Annotated in this window: 13 protein-coding genes; 7 read left to right on the top strand and 6 right to left on the bottom strand. The window is 76.4% G+C overall.

Annotated elements, in window-relative coordinates; genetic code table 11:
- The first annotated feature begins 349 nt into the window (after window positions 1–349).
- Window positions 350–523 carry a hypothetical protein gene (locus Sya03_RS16085; RefSeq protein ID WP_203939114.1) on the top strand — a complete coding sequence of 58 codons (174 nt, stop codon included), beginning with the start codon at window positions 350–352 and terminating at the stop codon, window positions 521–523.
- A 104-nt stretch (window positions 524–627) separates the two neighbouring features.
- Here the strand turns inward: Sya03_RS16085 and Sya03_RS16080 are convergent, their stop codons facing one another.
- The gene (locus tag Sya03_RS16080; protein WP_203939113.1) at window positions 628–1,251 is read right to left on the bottom strand and encodes a helix-turn-helix transcriptional regulator; all 624 of its coding nucleotides are present in this window, start codon (window positions 1,249–1,251) and stop codon (window positions 628–630) included.
- 110 nt (window positions 1,252–1,361) lie between these two features.
- A complete protein-coding gene (locus Sya03_RS16075; protein WP_203939112.1) occupies window positions 1,362–1,655 on the bottom strand; it encodes a hypothetical protein in 294 nt (97 codons plus the stop codon).
- Between the two features lie 285 nt (window positions 1,656–1,940).
- On the opposite strand from Sya03_RS16075, the gene Sya03_RS16070 reads away from it, so the two are divergent.
- Window positions 1,941–4,607 carry an ATP-binding protein gene (locus Sya03_RS16070; protein WP_203939111.1) on the top strand — a complete coding sequence of 889 codons (2,667 nt, stop codon included), beginning with the start codon at window positions 1,941–1,943 and terminating at the stop codon, window positions 4,605–4,607.
- 28 nt (window positions 4,608–4,635) lie between these two features.
- Window positions 4,636–8,289 (top strand): ATP-binding protein, encoded by a 3,654-nt coding sequence (locus Sya03_RS16065; protein ID WP_203939110.1) that lies wholly within the window; start codon window positions 4,636–4,638, stop codon window positions 8,287–8,289.
- Here the strand turns inward: Sya03_RS16065 and Sya03_RS16060 are convergent.
- The 3 genes from Sya03_RS16060 to Sya03_RS16050 form a co-directional block, all read right to left on the bottom strand.
- Window positions 8,255–9,511 carry an RCC1 domain-containing protein gene (locus Sya03_RS16060; protein WP_203939109.1) on the bottom strand — a complete coding sequence of 419 codons (1,257 nt, stop codon included), beginning with the start codon at window positions 9,509–9,511 and terminating at the stop codon, window positions 8,255–8,257. The two genes, Sya03_RS16065 and Sya03_RS16060, sit on opposite strands and share 35 nt — an antisense overlap.
- Before the next feature lie 34 nt (window positions 9,512–9,545).
- Window positions 9,546–11,543, bottom strand: a complete 1,998-nt coding sequence (locus tag Sya03_RS16055; protein ID WP_239107596.1) for a neutral/alkaline ceramidase — start codon at window positions 11,541–11,543, stop codon at window positions 9,546–9,548.
- Between the two features lie 159 nt (window positions 11,544–11,702).
- Complete coding sequence (locus tag Sya03_RS16050) at window positions 11,703–12,416, bottom strand: hypothetical protein (protein ID WP_203939107.1); 714 nt, start codon at window positions 12,414–12,416, stop codon at window positions 11,703–11,705.
- A 184-nt stretch (window positions 12,417–12,600) separates the two neighbouring features.
- Between Sya03_RS16050 and Sya03_RS16045 the strand changes: the two genes are divergently transcribed.
- Together Sya03_RS16045 and Sya03_RS16040 are read left to right on the top strand one after the other, a co-directional pair.
- Window positions 12,601–13,740, top strand: a complete 1,140-nt coding sequence (locus tag Sya03_RS16045) for a sensor histidine kinase (protein ID WP_203939106.1) — start codon at window positions 12,601–12,603, stop codon at window positions 13,738–13,740.
- Complete coding sequence (locus tag Sya03_RS16040) at window positions 13,737–14,396, top strand: response regulator (protein WP_203939105.1); 660 nt, start codon at window positions 13,737–13,739, stop codon at window positions 14,394–14,396. The genes Sya03_RS16045 and Sya03_RS16040 overlap by 4 nt, the downstream gene beginning before the upstream one ends.
- On the opposite strand, the gene Sya03_RS16035 is transcribed toward Sya03_RS16040, so the two are convergent.
- On the bottom strand, window positions 14,393–15,319 hold the full coding sequence (locus tag Sya03_RS16035; protein ID WP_203939104.1) for a LysR family transcriptional regulator: 927 nt from the start codon (window positions 15,317–15,319) through the stop codon (window positions 14,393–14,395). The genes Sya03_RS16040 and Sya03_RS16035 overlap by 4 nt on opposite strands.
- Window positions 15,320–15,391: 72 nt before the next feature.
- Between Sya03_RS16035 and Sya03_RS16030 the strand changes: the two genes are divergently transcribed.
- Both Sya03_RS16030 and Sya03_RS16025 read left to right on the top strand, forming a co-directional pair.
- Window positions 15,392–16,351: a DMT family transporter gene (locus tag Sya03_RS16030; protein ID WP_203939103.1), complete on the top strand. Its 960-nt coding sequence runs from the start codon at window positions 15,392–15,394 to the stop codon at window positions 16,349–16,351.
- Window positions 16,329–17,003: a hemerythrin domain-containing protein gene (locus tag Sya03_RS16025; protein WP_203939102.1), complete on the top strand. Its 675-nt coding sequence runs from the start codon at window positions 16,329–16,331 to the stop codon at window positions 17,001–17,003. Before Sya03_RS16030 ends, Sya03_RS16025 begins: the two co-directional genes overlap by 23 nt.

Below are 17,003 nucleotides of genomic sequence, written 5' to 3'. Positions count from 1 at the left end.
CTTCGACGCCCGCAACGTCCCCTGTGGATAAGGACGGACAAACCGGTTATCCACAGGGCTCCCACAGCCGTTACGCGCGGCGGTAACGTCGCCGCCGGATCGACTCGACGGGGAGGGACGGGACGGATGCGCAGCAGTGACGCCGCGCTGTTCGAGCCGAGCGCGCACATGACGGAGATGCTCCGGCTGGCCGAGACGATCCGGTCGGAGGTGCGCTTCACGCTGGGCTCAGCCACCCGCACGGCGCCGGCGGTGCGGCGCTCGACCGTGGTGGGGCCGTGGCCGATCCGGGCGCTGCGGGCGGCGGGGCGCTCGTGGCCACTCGACGGCGACGACGTTCACCCTTGCGGTGCCGGGCGGCACGGCCGTTCTCGCACCCGGGCTGCGCGGGCTGGGCACTCCCGTGAAGGGCGCCGTGGCCGTCACGGTGACGGCGCTGTGGTGGGTGCACGTCCCGGCCGGGGGCAGGGGTTCGACGGTCACGATCCTGGGCTCCGGTCACCAGAAGACCGCGGTGAGCTGACGATGGCTCCGGCGCAGAAGGTGACGGGCCGGCCCGTATCGGACCAGCCCGTCATCCCTCGGCAAGCGCGCCGCCCCCCGGTGGCGCGCCCGTCCGGCGCGGTGTCAGATCATGCCGGCTCGCAGGGCGTACGCGACCGCGTGCGATCGGTTACGCAGCTTGAGCCGGTGGGTCACGCCGTAGATGACGTTCTTGACGGTGCGCTCCGAGTAGCAGAGCTTGCCGGCGATCTCGGCCGTGTCCAGGCCCTCGGCCATGAGGCGCAGGACGTCGATCTCGCGCGGGTTCAGCCCGGCCGAGTTGAGGCCGTGCGGGGTGAGGACCTCACGCTGGAGGCGCTCGACGTGCTTGAGCAGCTCGCCGACCAGGTGCGGGGGCATGACGCCGCCGCCGGAAGCCGCCGCGTGCACGCTGTGGGCCAGCCGCTCGGCCGTGGCGCTCGCGCGGGGCAGCACGGCCACCACCCGGCACTCGACGGCCGTCAGCAGCTCCGCCTCGGTGATCTCGCGGACGACGAGGACGACGGGGCGGCCGGCCTCGCTGGCGGCGCGACGCAGGCCGCCGACGACCTCCGACGTGAGCCGATCGGCCGCGATGACCGTGACCTGGGCGTCGGCGCGGTTCTCCGCGTCCAACAGCGTCACGTCGGGACGCGAGTCCAGCGCGCGGCTCAGGCCCGCCAGACTCAGCGGGTCCGTCGCGTGCAGGGCTACCCGTACCTTCTCCACCAGCCACCTCCGAGGACGAGCCATTCGCCGTACTCGCAAGAGTCTTTAAATTGCGACTTCACGAAGTCTCCATGCCGTGAAGACGGGGCAACGGGAGGCGGCCTGACCTGCTATGCAGGGCGGCGGGTGGCGCGGCGCAGAGCCTCGACGTACTTGGGCAGTTCGCGGATCGCCTCGTCCGTGCGGCCGGGCGCGAGCTGCTCGGCGAAGACGGCGTCGATGACGGGCTGCGGCATGCCGTACGCGTCGGCCAGGCCGCTGCGCCAGGCGTCGAGCAGGCGGACCCGGGCGGCGAGGGCCTCGAGGGTGCGTTCCAGACCCGCGATGATCTCCTCCGCCTCGTCGGCGTCCAGCACGAGACGCCCCTGGTCGGCAAGGGCGAGGAAGAGGTCCCCGGCGTACATGCGCGCACCTCGCTCCCCGGTCCCGGCGGCCGTCAGAGCTGAGTCAACCCGGCCCGTGGTGCGCCACCAAGGGCGCGCCCGCAGGGGTGCCCCCACGCGCGCGTGGGCTGCCCCCGTATCCCGGTTCGCGTGAGGCTTAAATGATTCTTTGGTGCGCCTAAGCGCAGTCTTACGGTCCGTTAGTGTGCGGTGATGATCGGGACGGGCGGTTGACGGACCGACCTAAAGTTCCGACTGCGCGGCGTACCGTGCAGGTCACGCCATGACATGGAGAGGCAGCGGTCGATGCGAGCAGAGGACGCGGAACCCGTGCGCGTCAGCCTGCTCGGGCGGGTCCGTGCGTGGCGGGGCGACACCGAGCTGGAACTCGGCTCGGCGCACCGGCGGGCGCTGTTCGCCGTGCTGGCGATGCGTGCCGGCTGGACCGTTCCCCGCGAGGAGATCGTCAACGCCGTGTGGGGTGAGGCGGCGCCCGCGAGCGCCGCCGGCAACGTCTACACATACGTGTCGGACCTGCGCCAAGCCCTCGAACCGGGACACCGGCGCGGCCGCGACCGCATCCTGGCGTCGGGTGGCGGCGGCTACCGGCTCCAGATCGACCCCGCCGACGTGGACGCCCTTCGCTTCGAGGTCCTGCGCGACACGGCCCGCCGCCACCGGGCCGCCGGTGATGCCCGCGCGGAGCGGGCCGCGCTCGCGGAAGCCCTGCGCCTGTGGGACCAAACCCCCGAACGGCGCGCGAACGGCCAGGGGGACATCGGCCCGGCACCGGAGAGAAGCCCGGCGGCGCAAGACAATACGGACCCCACCGCCAACGCAACCCTGGACGACGGCGCGCGCCGGGAGGGCAACGCGGGCCGAGACGGCAACGCGAACCCGGACGGCAACGCCAGCCGAGACGGCGACGCGAGCCGGGACAGCAGCGCGAGCCGGGACAGCAGCGCGAGCCGAGACAGCAGCGCGAGCCGAGACAGCAGCGCGAGGGTGGACAGCAGCGCGAGGGTGGGAAACGGCGCAAGCCACAGCGGCCCGGCCGCCGTCGCCTTCGACGGGATCCCCGGCCCGTTCGCCGAGACGCAGCGGCTGCGGCTCGGCGAGCTGCACCTCGCCACCCTCGAACGGCACGCCGCCCTCGCCCTGGCCGACGGCGAGCCCGAGACCGTCATCGCCGACCTGAGCGGGCCGGCCGCCGAGCATCCCGTCCGGGAGCAGATGGCGGCGCTGCTCATGACGGCGTTCGAGCGCACGGGGCGGCGGGCCGAGGCGCTCGCGCTGTACCGGCGGGTGCACGACACGCTCGTGGAGCAGACCGGGACGGAGCCGGGGGCGGCGCTGCGGGAGACGTACGAGCGGATCGCCGGGGCTCAGTCGCGGCCGCCCGTACCCCAGCAGCGGCGCAAGCGGGGCGACGAGCCGGCGCTGGTCGGGCGTGAAGCGGAACTGGCGGTGCTGCGCCGCGCCGTCGCGGACCTCGCCGGGGGGCGTGGTGGGCTGGTCTGGCTGGAGGGCGAGGCCGGGATCGGCAAGACGGCGCTGCTGGAGCAGGCGTTGCGGGACGCGGCCGGGTCCGGGTGCCAGGTGGGGCGCGGGCTGGGCGACGAGCTGGCGCAGCGGGTGCCGTTGAGCGTGCTGGCCGAGTGCCTGGAGACCGAGCAGGGGGCGGACCCGGAGTTGCGGGCCGCGGTGGAGACGTTCCGGGCCGGTGACGACGTCGGGGCGGTGCTGGAGCGGGCGGCGGCGCTGGTGCGGCGGTTGTGTGCCGCCGGGCCGCTGGTGCTGGCCGTCGACGACATGCAGTGGGCGGACGACGCCAGCGTGCTGGGGTGGCATCACCTGCACCGGCTCGTCGGGTCGTTGCCGTTGCTGCTGGTCGTGGCGACGCGGCCGGCGCCGACGCGGCCGCGGGTGGGCCTATTGCGGACCGTGCTGGGTGAGGCCGGGGCGACGGTCCTGGCGGTGGGGCCGTTGGACGTGCAGCGGTCCGCGGAGCTGGTGCGCTCGGTGGCGGGGGCGCGGTGCGGGCCGGAGCTGCCGGTGCTCGCCGCGGAGCTGGCCGCCGGGAACCCGCGGCACGTGCGGGCCGTCGTGGCGGCCGCCGCACGCGGTGAGATGTTGCCGATCGGGGACCAGGCCGCGCCGGGGGTGGCGGCCGAGCTGACCGCCGCCGCCACCGCGCACCTCGAGCCGCTCACCGAGGAGGCGCGGGAGGTGATGCGGGCGGCGGCGTTCCTGGGCGACGGGACGACCGCGGCGGAGCTGTCCGCGGTGACCGGGCGGACGCCCGCCGCCCTGGTGTACGCGCTGACCGAGGTCCTCGCGGCCGGGCTGCTGCTGGACTCGCCCGACGACACGTTGAGTTTCCGGCACCCGCTGGTGCGCCGGGTGCTGCACGACGGCACGCCCACGGCGATCCGGGAGATGCTGCACCGGCGGTACGCGGAGCAGCTGGCCGGATCGGCGCCCGTGGAGCGGGTCGGCGCGCAGCTGCTGGCGGGACCGTCCGAACTGGACGGGTGGTCGACGCGGTGGCTGGCCGAGCACCTCGACGAGCTGCACGAGCGGGCGCCGGAGCTGGCCGTGGCGCTGCTGCGGCGCGCCACCCGCGACGACGCCACCGGCGCGGAGCTGCGCCTGGACCTGGCCGCCCGGCTGGCCCGGCTGCTGCTGCGCACCGGCGGCGACCCGCAGGCGGAGGCGGGATGGGTGGCCGCCCGCGCCGACTCGGCCGACCTGCGGGCCGAGATGCGCTGGATCGTGGCCGTGGCCGAGCACCGCCGCGGCGACGACGAGGCGGCCGCCGGGGTGCTGGGCCGCGCGATGCGGGAGCCGGGGGTGCCGGCGCGCTGGCAGGTCCGGTACGCGCACCTGCTGGGCCGCATCGCGGCGGGCCGCCAGCCGGTCCGCGCGAACGCCGCCGTGACCCGCCGCGTCTCCCCGGTGTCGCCGGCATGACCGGACCGGCGCCGCGAACGGACCCGGCATGACCGGCCAGACCCCGCGGGTGAACCAGGAGACCACCGGCCACGCCGCGCAGGCAGGCCGGGCAGCGCCCGGCCACTCCCCCGGGCCGGGAGCCACCGGCCCGGGCGTGCAGGTGGAGAAGGCGGCCCGCAGGGCACGGAAGCCGGCCGGGACGACCGCGGCCGGCGGCGGCACCCAGGAGCGCGAGGAGACCACGGTGACCGGCGGCAGCACCCAGCAGGAGCGCGAGAACTCCCCCGCCACCGGCGGGACCCGGCGGAGCAGGGAGCAGAAGCCCGCCGGCGAGCTGCGCGTCACCGTGCTGGGCACGTTGCGGGCGCGGCTGGACGACGCCGAGATCGACCTGGGTCCGGCCCGGCAGCGGGCGCTGTTCGCGGTGCTCGCGGCGAACGCGGGGCGCACGGTCGGGCGCGACGAGCTGATCGCCGCCGTGTGGGGGCCGGCGGCGCCGGCGACCGCGACGGGGTCGGTGTACACGTACATCTCGGGGTTGCGGCGGGCGTTGGAGCCGCAGCGGTCGCTGTGGTCGGCGGCGGGGCTGCTGACGTCCGGGCCGGCCGGGTACGCGTTGCAGGTCGGTGAGGACGCGCTCGACGCGGCGGTGTTCGCGCGGTTGCGGGCGGAGGCGCAGCAGCGGGTCGCCGCCGGTGATCCGGCCGGGGCGCTGACGGCGCTGGACGCGGCGCTGGCGCTGTGGCACGGGGAGGCGTACGCGGGGGTGGCCGCGCCGGCGATCGAGGTGGAGCGGCAGCGGCTGGCGGGGCTGCACCTGGCCACGGTGGAGCAGCGGGCCCGGCTGTTGCTGGCCCACGGCGGGCACGACGACCTGGTGGCGGAGCTGACGGAGCTGGTGCGCGAGCACCCGTTGCACGAGCCGCTGCGCGAGTTGCTGATGCTGGCGCTGGACCGGGCGGGACGCACGGCGGAGGCGCTGGCCGCGTACCGGGAGGCGCGCCGGACGCTGGTCGCGGAGCTGGGGGTGGAGCCGGGGCAGGCGCTGCAGGATCTGCACCAGCGGCTGCTGGCCGCCCCGGCGGAGCCGGTGGGGACGGCGGCGATCCGGGTGCCGGACGTGCTGCCCACGCATGTGGCGCAGGCGTTGCAGGAGGGCCTGACGACCCGGCCGTACGTGGGGCGGGCCCGGGAGGCGGGGCTGCTGCGCGGGCTGGTCGGCGATCTGCACGACGGCCGGGGCCGCAGCGTGTGGATCGAGGGTGAGCCCGGCATCGGCAAGTCGGAGCTGCTGACGGTGGCGTTCGCCGACGCGGGGGCGCGCGGCTGCCGGATCGCGTGGGGCGCCGCGGACCGGCTGGGCCGGCGGATCCCGTTGCGGGCGATCGCGGAGGCGCTGGGCGCGGAGCCGGAGGGGCCGGAGCAGCTGATCGGCCTGGTCCGCGACGCGTGCGCGCAGCAGCCGCTGGTGCTGATCGCGGACGACCTGCAGTGGGCGGACGAGGCGTCGGTGCTGCTGTGGGGGCGGCTCGCCGCGGCCACCCGGCAGCTGCCGCTGCTGCTGGTCGCGGCGGCCCGGCCGGAGCCGGGGCGGCGCGAGCTGGCGCAGCTGCGGCGTGGGGTGCAGGCGCGCGGCGGGCTGGTGCTGATGCTGGAGCCGCTGAGCGAGCCGGACGTGGAGCACCTGTTCGGCGAGCTGGTGGGGGCCCGGCCGGGGGTGAGCCTGCGGGCGCTGGCGCCGCGCACGGCGGGCAACCCGCTGTACGCGCGGGAGCTGGCGGGGGCGCTGCTGCGGCGGTCGGCGGTCCGCTACGAGGACGGCACCGCCGAGGTGGACCTGGCGGTGGCGGACGTGGAGCCGCCCGCGTCGCTGCTGGCGGCGGTCCGGGGCACGCTGAGCCTGCTGACGCCGGGCACCCGGGACGTGCTGCGGTCGGCGGCCATGCTGGGGGTGCAGTTCTCCCCCGGTGACGTCGCCGCGGTGGCGGGGCGCCCGGCGCACGAGCTGGTGCCGGCGTTCGAGGAGGCGGTGGCGGGCAACGTGCTGGTGGACGCGGAGCGGCAGCTCGCGTTCCGGCACCCGTACCTGTGCCAGGCCGTGTACGACGGCATCCCGCCGGAGGAGCGGGCGGCGCTGCGGCGGGACGTCGCGGCGGCGCTGGCGGGGGCGGGCGCGCCGGTGACCCGGGTGGCGGAGCAGCTGACCGCGGAGGGCGGCGGGGTCGACGCGTGGGTGGTCGGCTGGCTGGAGGCGCACCACGCGGAGCTGGCGCACCGGGCGCCGCTGGTGGCGGCGGACCTGCTGCGCCAGGCGGTGGACACGGGCACGCTGACCCGGCAGCAGCGGGAGCCGCTGCTGGTGGCGCTGGTGAAGCTGCTGTTCCGGCTGGACCAGTCGCCGCAGGCGGAGGCGCGGGAGGCGGCGGAGCTGGCGCGCGACCCGTACGACCGGGCCGAGATGCGGCAGCTGCTGGCCGCGATGCGGTACCGGGCGGGCGCGGCGGAGGAGGCGATCGCGCTGCTACGCGGGTCGCTGGCCGACCCGACGGTGCCGGAGATCTGGCGGGTGCGGCACCGCGCGCTGCTGGCGAACTTCCGCCGCGGCGACCTGTCCGACCTGGACGCCGCGGACCGCCGCGCGGTGGCGACGCACGCGGCCGCCGTGGCCGAGGGCGACCGGTACGCGATCGCGCACGCGCTGCAGACCCGGTGGCTGATCGGTTACCTGCGGCGGCGGCACGGCGAGGCCCTGGCGTTCCTGGACGAGGCGCTGGCCGTGGTCGCCGACCTGGAGTCGCTGCCGCTGGAGACGGTCGGCCTGCACCTGGACCTGCTCGACAACCGGGTGTTCACGCTGCAGAACCTGGACCGGCTGGACGAGGCGCAGCGCACGCTGGACTCGGTGGCCGCCATCGCGGCCCGGCACCGCCCGCCCGCGGGGTTGCAGGTGGCCGCGGCGGTGCACCACTACTGGACGGCGCGGTGGGACGCGGCGCTGGCGGAGCTGGGCACGGTCACCGGGGACGCGCCGGGCATCACGTTCCACGGGATGCGCGAACCGGGCGCGGCGGACCTGCTGCGCCACGGCGTCGCCGCGCTGATCGCGGCCCGCCGCGACGACCAGGCGTCCGCGGCGGTGCACCTGGACGCGGCCGAGGCGCACCCGGCGAGCAGCGCCGAGCGGGAGAGCGTCGACTTCCTGCTGGTGGCGCGGGCCCTGGTGGCGGAGCAGGACGGCCGCACCGGCGACGCGCTGAACCTGCTGACGCCGGTGCTGCGCCCCGAGTTCGCGGAGATGCTGCGCCACCAGTGGCTGCCGGACCTGGCCCGGCTCGCCCTCGACCTGGGCGAGACGGACATCGCCCGGCAGGCGGCGGACATCTGCGCGTCGGAGGCGGCACGGGAGGCCACCCCCGCCCGCGCGTGGGCGGCCGACCAGCGCTGCCGGGCGCTGCTCACCGGCGACCCGGGTCCGGCGCTGGCCGCCGCGGCGCACTACCGGGCGGTGGGCCGGCGGCTGGAGTGCGCGGCCGCCGAGGAGGACGCGGCGGTGCTGCTGGCCACGGCCGGGCGGCACGAGGAGGCGGCGGGGGCGTTCGCGGCGGCGGTGAACACGTACCGGCGGCTGGGGGCGCGCTGGGACCTGCGGCGCATCCAGGCCCGGTTCATGCCCGTCGGCGACGCGGCCCCGATCGGCTGACCAGCACGATCACGCCGGTGCCGGCCGCGACCAGCACGGCCGCGAGCAGCAGGTACGCGGACAGGCCCGCCCCGGTGATCGGCAGGCTGCCGCCCCCGCCGCCGGGGCGCGGCGTGCCGTAGGCCAGCTCGCTGAAGGTCACCCCGGCCGCGTTGCCGACGCCGACCGTGACGGCGTACCGGCGGCCGCCGGTCAGGTCGCGGACGGTGCACGAGTTCGCCGCGGTGGGGGCGGCGCTGGCGAACGGGTCGCACGAGGCGGTCAGCCCGTCGGGGGCGATGGCGACGGCGAGCTGGGTGGCGAGGGACGCCGCGCCCGTCTCGGACGGCCGCTCCCAGCCGACGTCGAGGGCGCCGGCGGCGGGGCGGGCGGTGACGCCGGTGGCCGGGCCGGGCAGCAGCCGGGTCAGCACCGGCACGTCCGAGTCGGCGGTGCCGCCGGTGCCGAGCCGGCCGTCGGCGCCGGAACCCCAGCAGTAGGCGCCGCTGGTCGCGTCGACGGCGCAGGCGTGGTCGTCGCCGACGGCGACGCCGGACAGCAGCGGTCCGGTCCAGCCGAACACGGCCTCGACGAACGGGGAGCCGCGCAGCTCGCCGAGGGCGCCGACGGTGGGCACGTCCCGGTCGGTGCGGTCGCCGGTGCCGAGCTGCCCGGAGCTGTTGTCGCCCCAGCACGTCACCGGCGCAGACGTCGTGCAGGTGCTGTCGCCGCCGGCGTCGACGCCGATGCCGAGGTCGCCGATGCGCTGCGGGGCGGTGGCCGGCCCGGCGGGGCCGTTGCCGAGCTGGCCGCTGCCGTCCGCGCCCCAGCACCACACGTCGGGGGTGTCGGTGTGGGCGCAGGCGTGCGCCCGGCCGATCGTGACCCGCTGGAAGACGCCCGTCCCGGCCGGGAGGGTGACCGGCACCGGGGCGGGCACGGTCGCGGGGGTGCCGCCGCCGTCGCCGAGCTGGCCGTCGGCGTCGGAGCCCCAGCACCACACCCGCCGCGCCGCCTCGGCGACGGCGCAGGTGCTGCGGTCGCCCGCGGCGACGTCGGTGACGCCGGTCAGGCCGGGGACCCGGCGCGGGGTGGTCTGGACGCCGCCCGCCACGCCGGTGCCGACCTGACCCCAGGTGTTGTCGCCCCAGCACCACACGGTGCCGTTGACCCGGGCGGCGCAGGTGTGGTCGCCGCCGGCGGCGATCTTCCCCAGGGCCGGGCGGGTGCGTACGCAGGACAAACGCCGCACCCGCCCGGGTGGGTACCGCCGGTGGTCAGGAAACCGTGAACGTGCGGCTGGTGCCGGTCAGCGGGGCGACCCGGCCCAGCAGGCTCTTGGCGTCGCCGTGGTGCACGATCCGGTACGTGCCGGGGGCCGCGTCCGCCGGCACCGCCCACTCGATGGTCGCGGTGGAGGCGGCGAGCCCGTTGCGTGCCCACCGGTACTTCGTGGACCAGTCGTCGTCGGTGGCGACCGTCCGCCAGGCGCCGGCGACCTGCCGCTGCACCTCCAGGAACGTGCCCTCGTTGCGGAAGTTGTTGCCGGGGTGGCCGGTGGCGAAGGCGACGGTGACGGTCTGGCCGCGCCGGTAGGAGGCCGCGGGCTGGGTCAGGACCTGCCCGAACGCCTTGCCGACGGGCGGGGCGTCGAACACGATGCCGGGGCGCACGCTGATCTGGCGGTCGCCGAGCCACGGCGGCTGCACCGCGCTGGGGGTGGCCGCCCCGGTGCGCAGGGCGGCGGCGAGGGCGGCCAGCTCCTGGGCGTACGCCGCCTGGGTGTACCGGCCGAAGTGGGTGGCGGCGCCCTCGTAGTGCTGGGCGTCGTACTCCTCGGCGGTGGTGACGTAGCCGGCGTACGCGTTGGCGTACCCGGCGAGGATCTGGTGCCGGGTGATGCCGCCGAGCGCGGCGGCGACGGCGTCCTGGGTCTTCTGGCCGGCGACGATGGTGAACTCGCCGGGGGCGACGGTGACGGCGAGCTGGCCGATGCGCACCACCTGCAGCGGCATGACCTGCGGCGTCCACGGCGGGTTCTGCAGGCCGGTGGCGAGGAAGACCTGCTTGGGCGCGTGGCAGGCGCGCACGGCGGGGGTGGCCGGGTTGACGACGATCCCGGCGGCGAGCAGCAGCGGGTTGGTGGTGAGGTCGCCCTCGTCGACGATGTCGGGGCCGGGGCCGTCCTCGGCGCCGGCGGTGAAGTTCTGCCCGAGCGCGCCGGGGCAGGTGCTCTTGACGGACCCGTCGGGCAGCCGCACCTGGACGCCGGAGAAGTCGACGTAGCGCTGCCGCACGTCGAGCGGGCCGGTGAGCTCCTCGGTCGCGGCGTCGAACAGCCGCTGCGCGGCGGTGGCCTGCAGGTCGCCGATGATGCGGGTGTTCTCGAACTGGTCGTCGGTGGGCCCGGCGGCGCCGCCGTCGCGCAGGTTGGGCGACATGTCGCCGGCGGCGGTCTGGGCGAACGCGGCGACGAACGCGCCGCGGGTGCTCCACGTGACGCCGTGGGAGTGCTCGGTGTGCTGGGCGGCGTAGCCCTTGTTGTCGCCGCTGATGAGCCGGTTGTCAGGGCGCATCGACGTGCCGTGGGTCGGGAACCAGCTCATCATGCCGACGGGCGTGCCGGCCTGCTCGAAGCGGAGCACGGTCATCCGGTTGTCGACGGCGCCGGGGAAGCGGGCCCGGTCGGCGGCGCTGTTGCGCTGGAACGCGGGCAGCGAGCGGTTCACATTCGCGCCGGCGAGCGTGCCGGCCGCGATCTTCACGGCGCCGGGGGCGAGGTCGGCGTCGGCGGCGCGCACGGACCGGACGATCCCGGCGACGATGGCCTCGAAGGTGCGCTTCTCGAAGCCGAGCGTCGTGAGGTTGTACAGGGTGGAGTGGGTGTACCCGGCGGGTGCCGAGTGGGTGTGGGTGGCGGTCAGCACGAGGTTCGTGGCGGTGTAGCCGGTGCCGGCGAGGCGGCGGACGACCTCGGTGTGCACGCTCTGGCTGACGAAGTCGAGGTCGGTGCTGACCAGGGCGACCTTGGCGGGTCCGGCGGCGATGGCGAACGCCCGGGACCACTGCCGGGTGTGGATGCCGGCGGTGGTCTGGGCGGGGTCGGCGTACCCGAGCATGCCCAGCTCGGCGGCCTCGCCGGTGATGTCGGCGATGCCGACGCCCACCCGGTACGGCGACGGGGCGGCCGCGGCGGGGGACGCCACCGCCGCCGGGACGGCGGCCAGCGCGGCCGCCAGGAGTAGGGAGGAGAGCGGGCGGAAGCGGACGGACATCCTCACGGCGACCCCCTGGGCGCACCAGATTATGAACATCGTTGATCGCTGATGTTACGGCGGTCACATCAGCCGGGCCAGGGGAACGCGAGAATTCATCATGTCGGGGATGGACGGCAGCCCCCGGCGGTGACCGCCGGGGGCTGCGCGGGAGGGACGTCACGCGGCGGCGAGCGCCGGCTCGCCCTCGGCGGCCGTCACGTCGGCCGCCGTGCGGCGCAGCAGCCGCAGCCCCGCCACCACCAGCGGGGCGCAGCACAGGGCGCCGACGACCGAGCCGGCCACGCCGCCCGCCGCGCCGCCCACGACGCCGCCCACCACCGGGCCGAGCACCATCGGCAGCAGCACCACCGGCGCCGCCCACCAGCCGAGCACGCCGTTGCGCGCCAGGCCCGCCATGACCAGCACCGGCGCGCCGACGCCGAGGACGATGGCGGACAGCAGCCAGACACTCATCGAGGCGGAGGAGTTGACCTTCTCGAAGATCGCCACCGACTGCTCCAGCGTGACGACGGTCGGCATGGCCGCGTTCATCCAGTCGGCGAACAGCATGCCGGACATCTGCACCGCGCCGATCATCGTCGCGACGACGCCCACCTGGGTGAGCGTCCGGCCGCGGCGGCCGCGCAGCAGGGTCAGCAGCGCCGGCACGGCCAGCGCCAGGACCACCCAGTAGTAGTGGAAGAGGTTCGCCGACAGGATCGTGCGGTCCCAGTCCGCGGCGAGCGAGGTGATGTAGGCGGCGTTCGAGTCGTCGGCCTGCGGGGGCGTCGTGACCATCGCGCCGAACATCAGCGCCGGGGTGGCGAGCAGGGCGGCGCCGGCGAGCCGGCGGACGAGGGTGTTGTTGCTGGTCAGGTCGTTGTTCGTCATGCCGAGAAAGCTATGGCCGGCACCCCGGGCGGCGGATCGGCGCGCAAGCCCGACCCGGGTGCGATCCGCGGGCGGCCCGCCGGGCGGTGGGGTCGTCCCCGGGGAGGACGCCGCGTCCTCCCCGGATCTGATCCGCGCCGGCCCCCGCGCTGGCTACGGTCGCGGGGAACAGAAGGAGGCGCCCGTGCGCGCACCGCGGACCCGCAGGCAGTGGCTCGTCGCCGGCTGCGCGGCGGGACTCGTCTGGGCCGTGGTCGCGGTCGCCGAGATGAACGGCAGCAAGGTGCCGGACGGGCCCGGGCCGCACGAGATCGGCGTCGCCCTGCTGCTGTTCGCCTGCTTCCCGCTGGCGGCGGTGTACCCGGTCGCCGCGATGGTGCTGTCCGTGCTCACCGTCCCGTACATCGCGGCGGTGGGGCTGCCCGGCGTCGGCGGCTCGCAGCTTATCGCGGAGCTGATCCTCGTCGCGTACGCCGGGTACCGCGGCCCGGCCCGGCGGGTGGCGATCGCCTGCGTCGCGGCCGCCGTCGTGCCCGCCGCCGCGCTCATGGCGACCGGCGAGACGTCGTGGGAGTTCGTCTTCTTCGGGGTGCTCGTCGCGTTCGGCTGGGCCCTCGGCACGCTGCTGCGCCGCGAGGAGCGCCGGTCGGGGCAGCTCGCCGCGCTGGCCGCCGAGCTGGCCGCGGAGCGCGAGGCCCGGGCCCGCGCCGCCGTCGACGAGGAGCGGGCCCGGATCTCCCGCGAGCTGCACGACGCCGTCGCGCACACCGTCAGCGTCATGACCATGCAGGCCGGGGTGCTGCGGCGCCGGCTGTCCGACCGGCCCGTCGAACGCGACGCGCTCGCCCAGGTCGAGGAGCTGGGCCGGCAGAGCGTCGACGAGATCCGCCGGGTGGTGGGCCTGCTGCGTCCCGACGCCGCCGACGGGCTGGGCCCGGCGCCGTCGCTGCGGCGCGTCGGCGAGCTGGTCGACAACGTGCGGTCCGCCGGGCTGGACGTGACGCTGACCGTCGACGGCGAGCCGGCCGCGCTGCCGCCGGGGCTGGACATGTCGGCGTACCGGGTCACCCAGGAGGCGCTGACGAACGTGCTGAAGCACGCCGCCGCGCGCACCGCGACGGTGGCCGTCACGTACGCGCCGAAGGAGGTGGCGGTGCGGGTGACCGACGACGGCCGCGGCGCCGCCCCGGGCGGCCGGCCGGGCCACGGCCTGGTCGGCATGCGCGAGCGGGTCGGCCTGTTCGGCGGCACCCTGCGCACGGGCGCGCCCGCCGGCGGCGGCTTCGAGGTGTACGCGACGTTCCCGCTGCAGGAGGCGCGATGATCCGGGTGGTGCTCGCCGACGACGAGGCGATCATGCGGGCCGGGCTGCGGATGCTGCTGTCCGACGAGCCCGACATGGAGGTCGTCGGGGAGGCGTCAGACGGCCGCGAGGCCGTGCGCCTCGCCGCGGAGCTGACGCCGGACGTGGTGCTGATGGACGCCCGCATGCCCGGCCTCGACGGCATCGGCGCGGCCCGCGAGATCGCCGCCGCCACCCCGGGGGTCCGGGTCCTGGTGCTCACCACCTTCGACGAGGAGGTGCTGGTCGACGGGGCGCTGCGCGCGGGCGTCGCCGGCTTCCTGCTCAAGGTGTCGCCGCCGGAGCAACTGCTGGAGGCGCTGCGCGAGGTGGCCGCCGGGCGCGGCATGCTCGACCCGGCGGTGGTGGGCCGGGTCATCGGCCGGTACGCGGGCGCCCCGCAGGCCGTCCCCCGCGACCCCGCCCTCGACCGGCTCACCGCCCGCGAGGCGGAGGTGCTGGCCCTGGTCGGCCGGGGACTGTCCAATGCGGAGATCGCCGCCCGGCTGTTCCTCGGCGAGACCACCGTCAAGACGCACCTCGGGCGGGCGCTGGACAAGCTCGGCCTGCGGGACCGGGCGCGGGCCATCGCGTACGCGTACGCCAGCGGCCTGATCGCCCCCGGCGACGACGGCTAGCGGTCCGCCGGCCGCAGCCGGCGGGCCTCGTCCTCGACCGCCGCCAGGAACGCGGCGAGCGCGGGCGCGGGCGGCGCGGCGCGCAGCACCACGACGAGCCGCCGGCCGAGCGGGGCCTCGGCGACGGCGCGGATCGCCAGGGCCGGGTCGGCCGCGGGCAGCGCCAGCGCGGGCAGCAGCGCCACCGCCCCGGTGGCGCGCACCAGGTCGAGCTGCACGTCGGAGTCGTTGGAGCGGTGCCGCACGTCGGGCTCGTAGCCGCCGATGGACCGGCAGCTGCCGACGACCATGTCGTGGTGGCCGGTGCCGACGGCGGACGCGGCCCAGACCTCGTGGCGCAGGTCCGCCAGGGCGACCGGCCCGGGCGTGCGGGCCAGCGGGTGCGCGGCCGGCAGGACCAGGTGCAGCGGCTCGGCGTGCAGCGGCCGGAACCGCAGCCCGGCCGGGCGGGGGCGCGGATGGTCGCCCCACTCGTCGCTGATGACCAGGTCCATCGCGCCGAGGCGCAGGCCCGGCAGCGCCTCCTCGAGTTCCAGCTCGGTGACCTCGGCGCGCACCACCGGGTGCTCGGCCCGCAGGCGCGCCACGGCCGGGACGAGCAGGCGGCGGGTCGCCGACTGCAGGCCGCCGGCGCGCACCGTGCCGCGCACCTCGCCGGCCAGCGCGGCCAGGTCGGCCGACGCCGCCTCGGCCGCGGCCAGCAGCACGTCGGCGTGCTCGGCGAGCAGCCGCCCGGCGTCGGTGAGCCGCACCCCGCGGCCCGCCTTCTCCAGCAGCCGGGCGCCGGCCTCGCGCTCCAGGGCGCTGAGTTGCTGGGACACCGCGGACGGGCTGTAGCCCAGGGCGGTGGCGACTGCGCCCAGCGTGCCGCGCTCGGCCAGCTCGCGCAGCAGCCGCAGGCGGCGCAGATCCCAGACGACCATGCAGGAATGCTAACCGGTCAGCTCCACGAATCGTCACTGGATCTGACGGGTCGCGGCCGCGATGCTGGGTCCATGGGAATCCTGCTGTGCCTGCTGTCCGCCGCCTGCTTCGGCGCCATGGCGATCTTCGGCAAGTACGCGTACGCGGCGGGCGTCGACACCTCGACGCTGCTGCTGGTGCGCTTCGCCGTCGCCGCCGCGCTGCTGGCCGCGGTGCTGCGGGTGCGCCGCGCCCCCGCGCCCGGGCCGCTCACCGCCCGGCTCGTGCTGACCGCGCTCGGCCTCGGCGCGATCGGGTACGCCCTGCAGGCCACCCTGTACTTCTCGGCGCTGGAGCTGATGGACGCGTCCATGCTGGCGCTCGTCTTCTACACGTACCCGCTGATGGTGACCCTCGCGGCCGTCCTCATCGGGCGCGAGCGGCTGACCCGCGGGCGCGCCCTGGCGCTCGCGGCGGCGAGCTGCGGCACCCTGCTGGTGCTGCTCGGCACCGGCGGGGTGGCTTTCCATCCGCTCGGGGCGGCGCTGGCGGTCGGCGGCGCGGTCACCTACACCGTGTACATCCTGGTGGCCGACACCGTCGTGCACCGCATGCCGCCGGTGCTGCTGTCCGCGCTGGTGATGGGCGGGGCGGCGGTGACGCTGGCCGGGCGGGCCGCCCTGACCGGCGGCGCCGACCTGTCGTTCGGGCCGGCCGGCTGGTTCTGGCTGGCGTGCATCGCGGTCGTCTCCACGGTGGTGGCGATGCTGGCGTTCTTCGCCGGGCTGCGCCGCACCGGCCCGTCCACGGCGGCGATCCTGTCGACGTTCGAGCCGGTCGTCACCGCGGCGCTGGCCACCCTGCTGCTCGGCGAGATCCTCACCCCGCTGCAGGTCGCGGGCGGCGCGCTCGTGCTCGGCTCGATCGCGGTGATGCAGCTGCGGCCGGTGCAAGCGCCGTGCAAGACGAACGCAGGCGCCGCGGCGCACCGTGAGGTCATCACCCCAGCGACGACAAGGATGCGTTCCGATGACCACCCAGCACTACGGTGACCTCGTCGACACCCGCGAGATGCCGGCCGTCCACACCTTCTTCCGGCGCGAGTTCCGGCTCGCCGGCGGCCTGGTCCGCGCGGTGCGCGACGGCGACACCGCCCGCGCCCAGGAGATCGCCGACCACCTCGAGTACCTCACCCGCATGCTGCACCACCACCACACCGCCGAGGACGAGCTGGCCTGGCCGCTGCTGCTGGCGCGCGTGCCCGGCGAGCTGGCGCCGCTGGTGCGGCTGATGGAGTCCCAGCACGAGCGGGTGGACACCCTGCTGGCCGAGGTGGACGAGCTGCGCCCGCGCTGGGCCGCGACGGCGGGTGCCGCGGACCGCGACCGGCTCGCCGACCTGCTCGACGCCACCTACGTCAACCTCGCCGAGCACCTCGACGCCGAGGAGGAGCGGCTGCTGCCCATCGTGGCCCGCACGCTGACCCAGGCCGAGTGGTCCGCCCTCGGCGAGCACGCCCGCCGGCACAACCGGAAGTCGGAGGAGCTGCGCACGCTCGGCATGATCCAGCACGACGCCGACCCGGCGGGCGTGACCCGCATGCTGTCGAGCGCCCCCGCCCCGGTGCGGTGGGTGCTGCAGCGGCTGGCCAGGCGCGCGTTCCGGCAGTACGCGGTCCGCATCCACGGCACCGCGAACCCGTGA

Source organism: Spirilliplanes yamanashiensis (assembly GCF_016863475.1).
Lineage (GTDB): Bacteria > Actinomycetota > Actinomycetes > Mycobacteriales > Micromonosporaceae > Spirilliplanes > Spirilliplanes yamanashiensis.
Note: the sequence above shows the minus strand (reverse complement) of the source record. Positions and strands in the feature narration are given on the sequence as shown.

Bases quoted from the DNA above. Each gene is read 5' to 3' on its own strand.
- Sya03_RS16075 (WP_203939112.1), bottom strand. From the start codon at position 1,655: ATGTACGCCGGGGACCTCTTCCTCGCCCTTGCCGACCAGGGGCGTCTC.
- Sya03_RS16070 (WP_203939111.1), top strand. From the start codon at position 1,941: ATGCGAGCAGAGGACGCGGAACCCGTGCGCGTCAGCCTGCTCGGGCGG.
- Sya03_RS16065 (WP_203939110.1), top strand. From the start codon at position 4,636: ATGACCGGCCAGACCCCGCGGGTGAACCAGGAGACCACCGGCCACGCC.
- Sya03_RS16055 (WP_239107596.1), bottom strand. From the start codon at position 11,543: ATGTCCGTCCGCTTCCGCCCGCTCTCCTCCCTACTCCTGGCGGCCGCG.
- Sya03_RS16050 (WP_203939107.1), bottom strand. From the start codon at position 12,416: ATGACGAACAACGACCTGACCAGCAACAACACCCTCGTCCGCCGGCTC.
- Sya03_RS16040 (WP_203939105.1), top strand. From the start codon at position 13,737: ATGATCCGGGTGGTGCTCGCCGACGACGAGGCGATCATGCGGGCCGGG.
- Sya03_RS16035 (WP_203939104.1), bottom strand. From the start codon at position 15,319: ATGGTCGTCTGGGATCTGCGCCGCCTGCGGCTGCTGCGCGAGCTGGCC.
- Sya03_RS16030 (WP_203939103.1), top strand. From the start codon at position 15,392: ATGGGAATCCTGCTGTGCCTGCTGTCCGCCGCCTGCTTCGGCGCCATG.
- Sya03_RS16025 (WP_203939102.1), top strand. From the start codon at position 16,329: ATGACCACCCAGCACTACGGTGACCTCGTCGACACCCGCGAGATGCCG.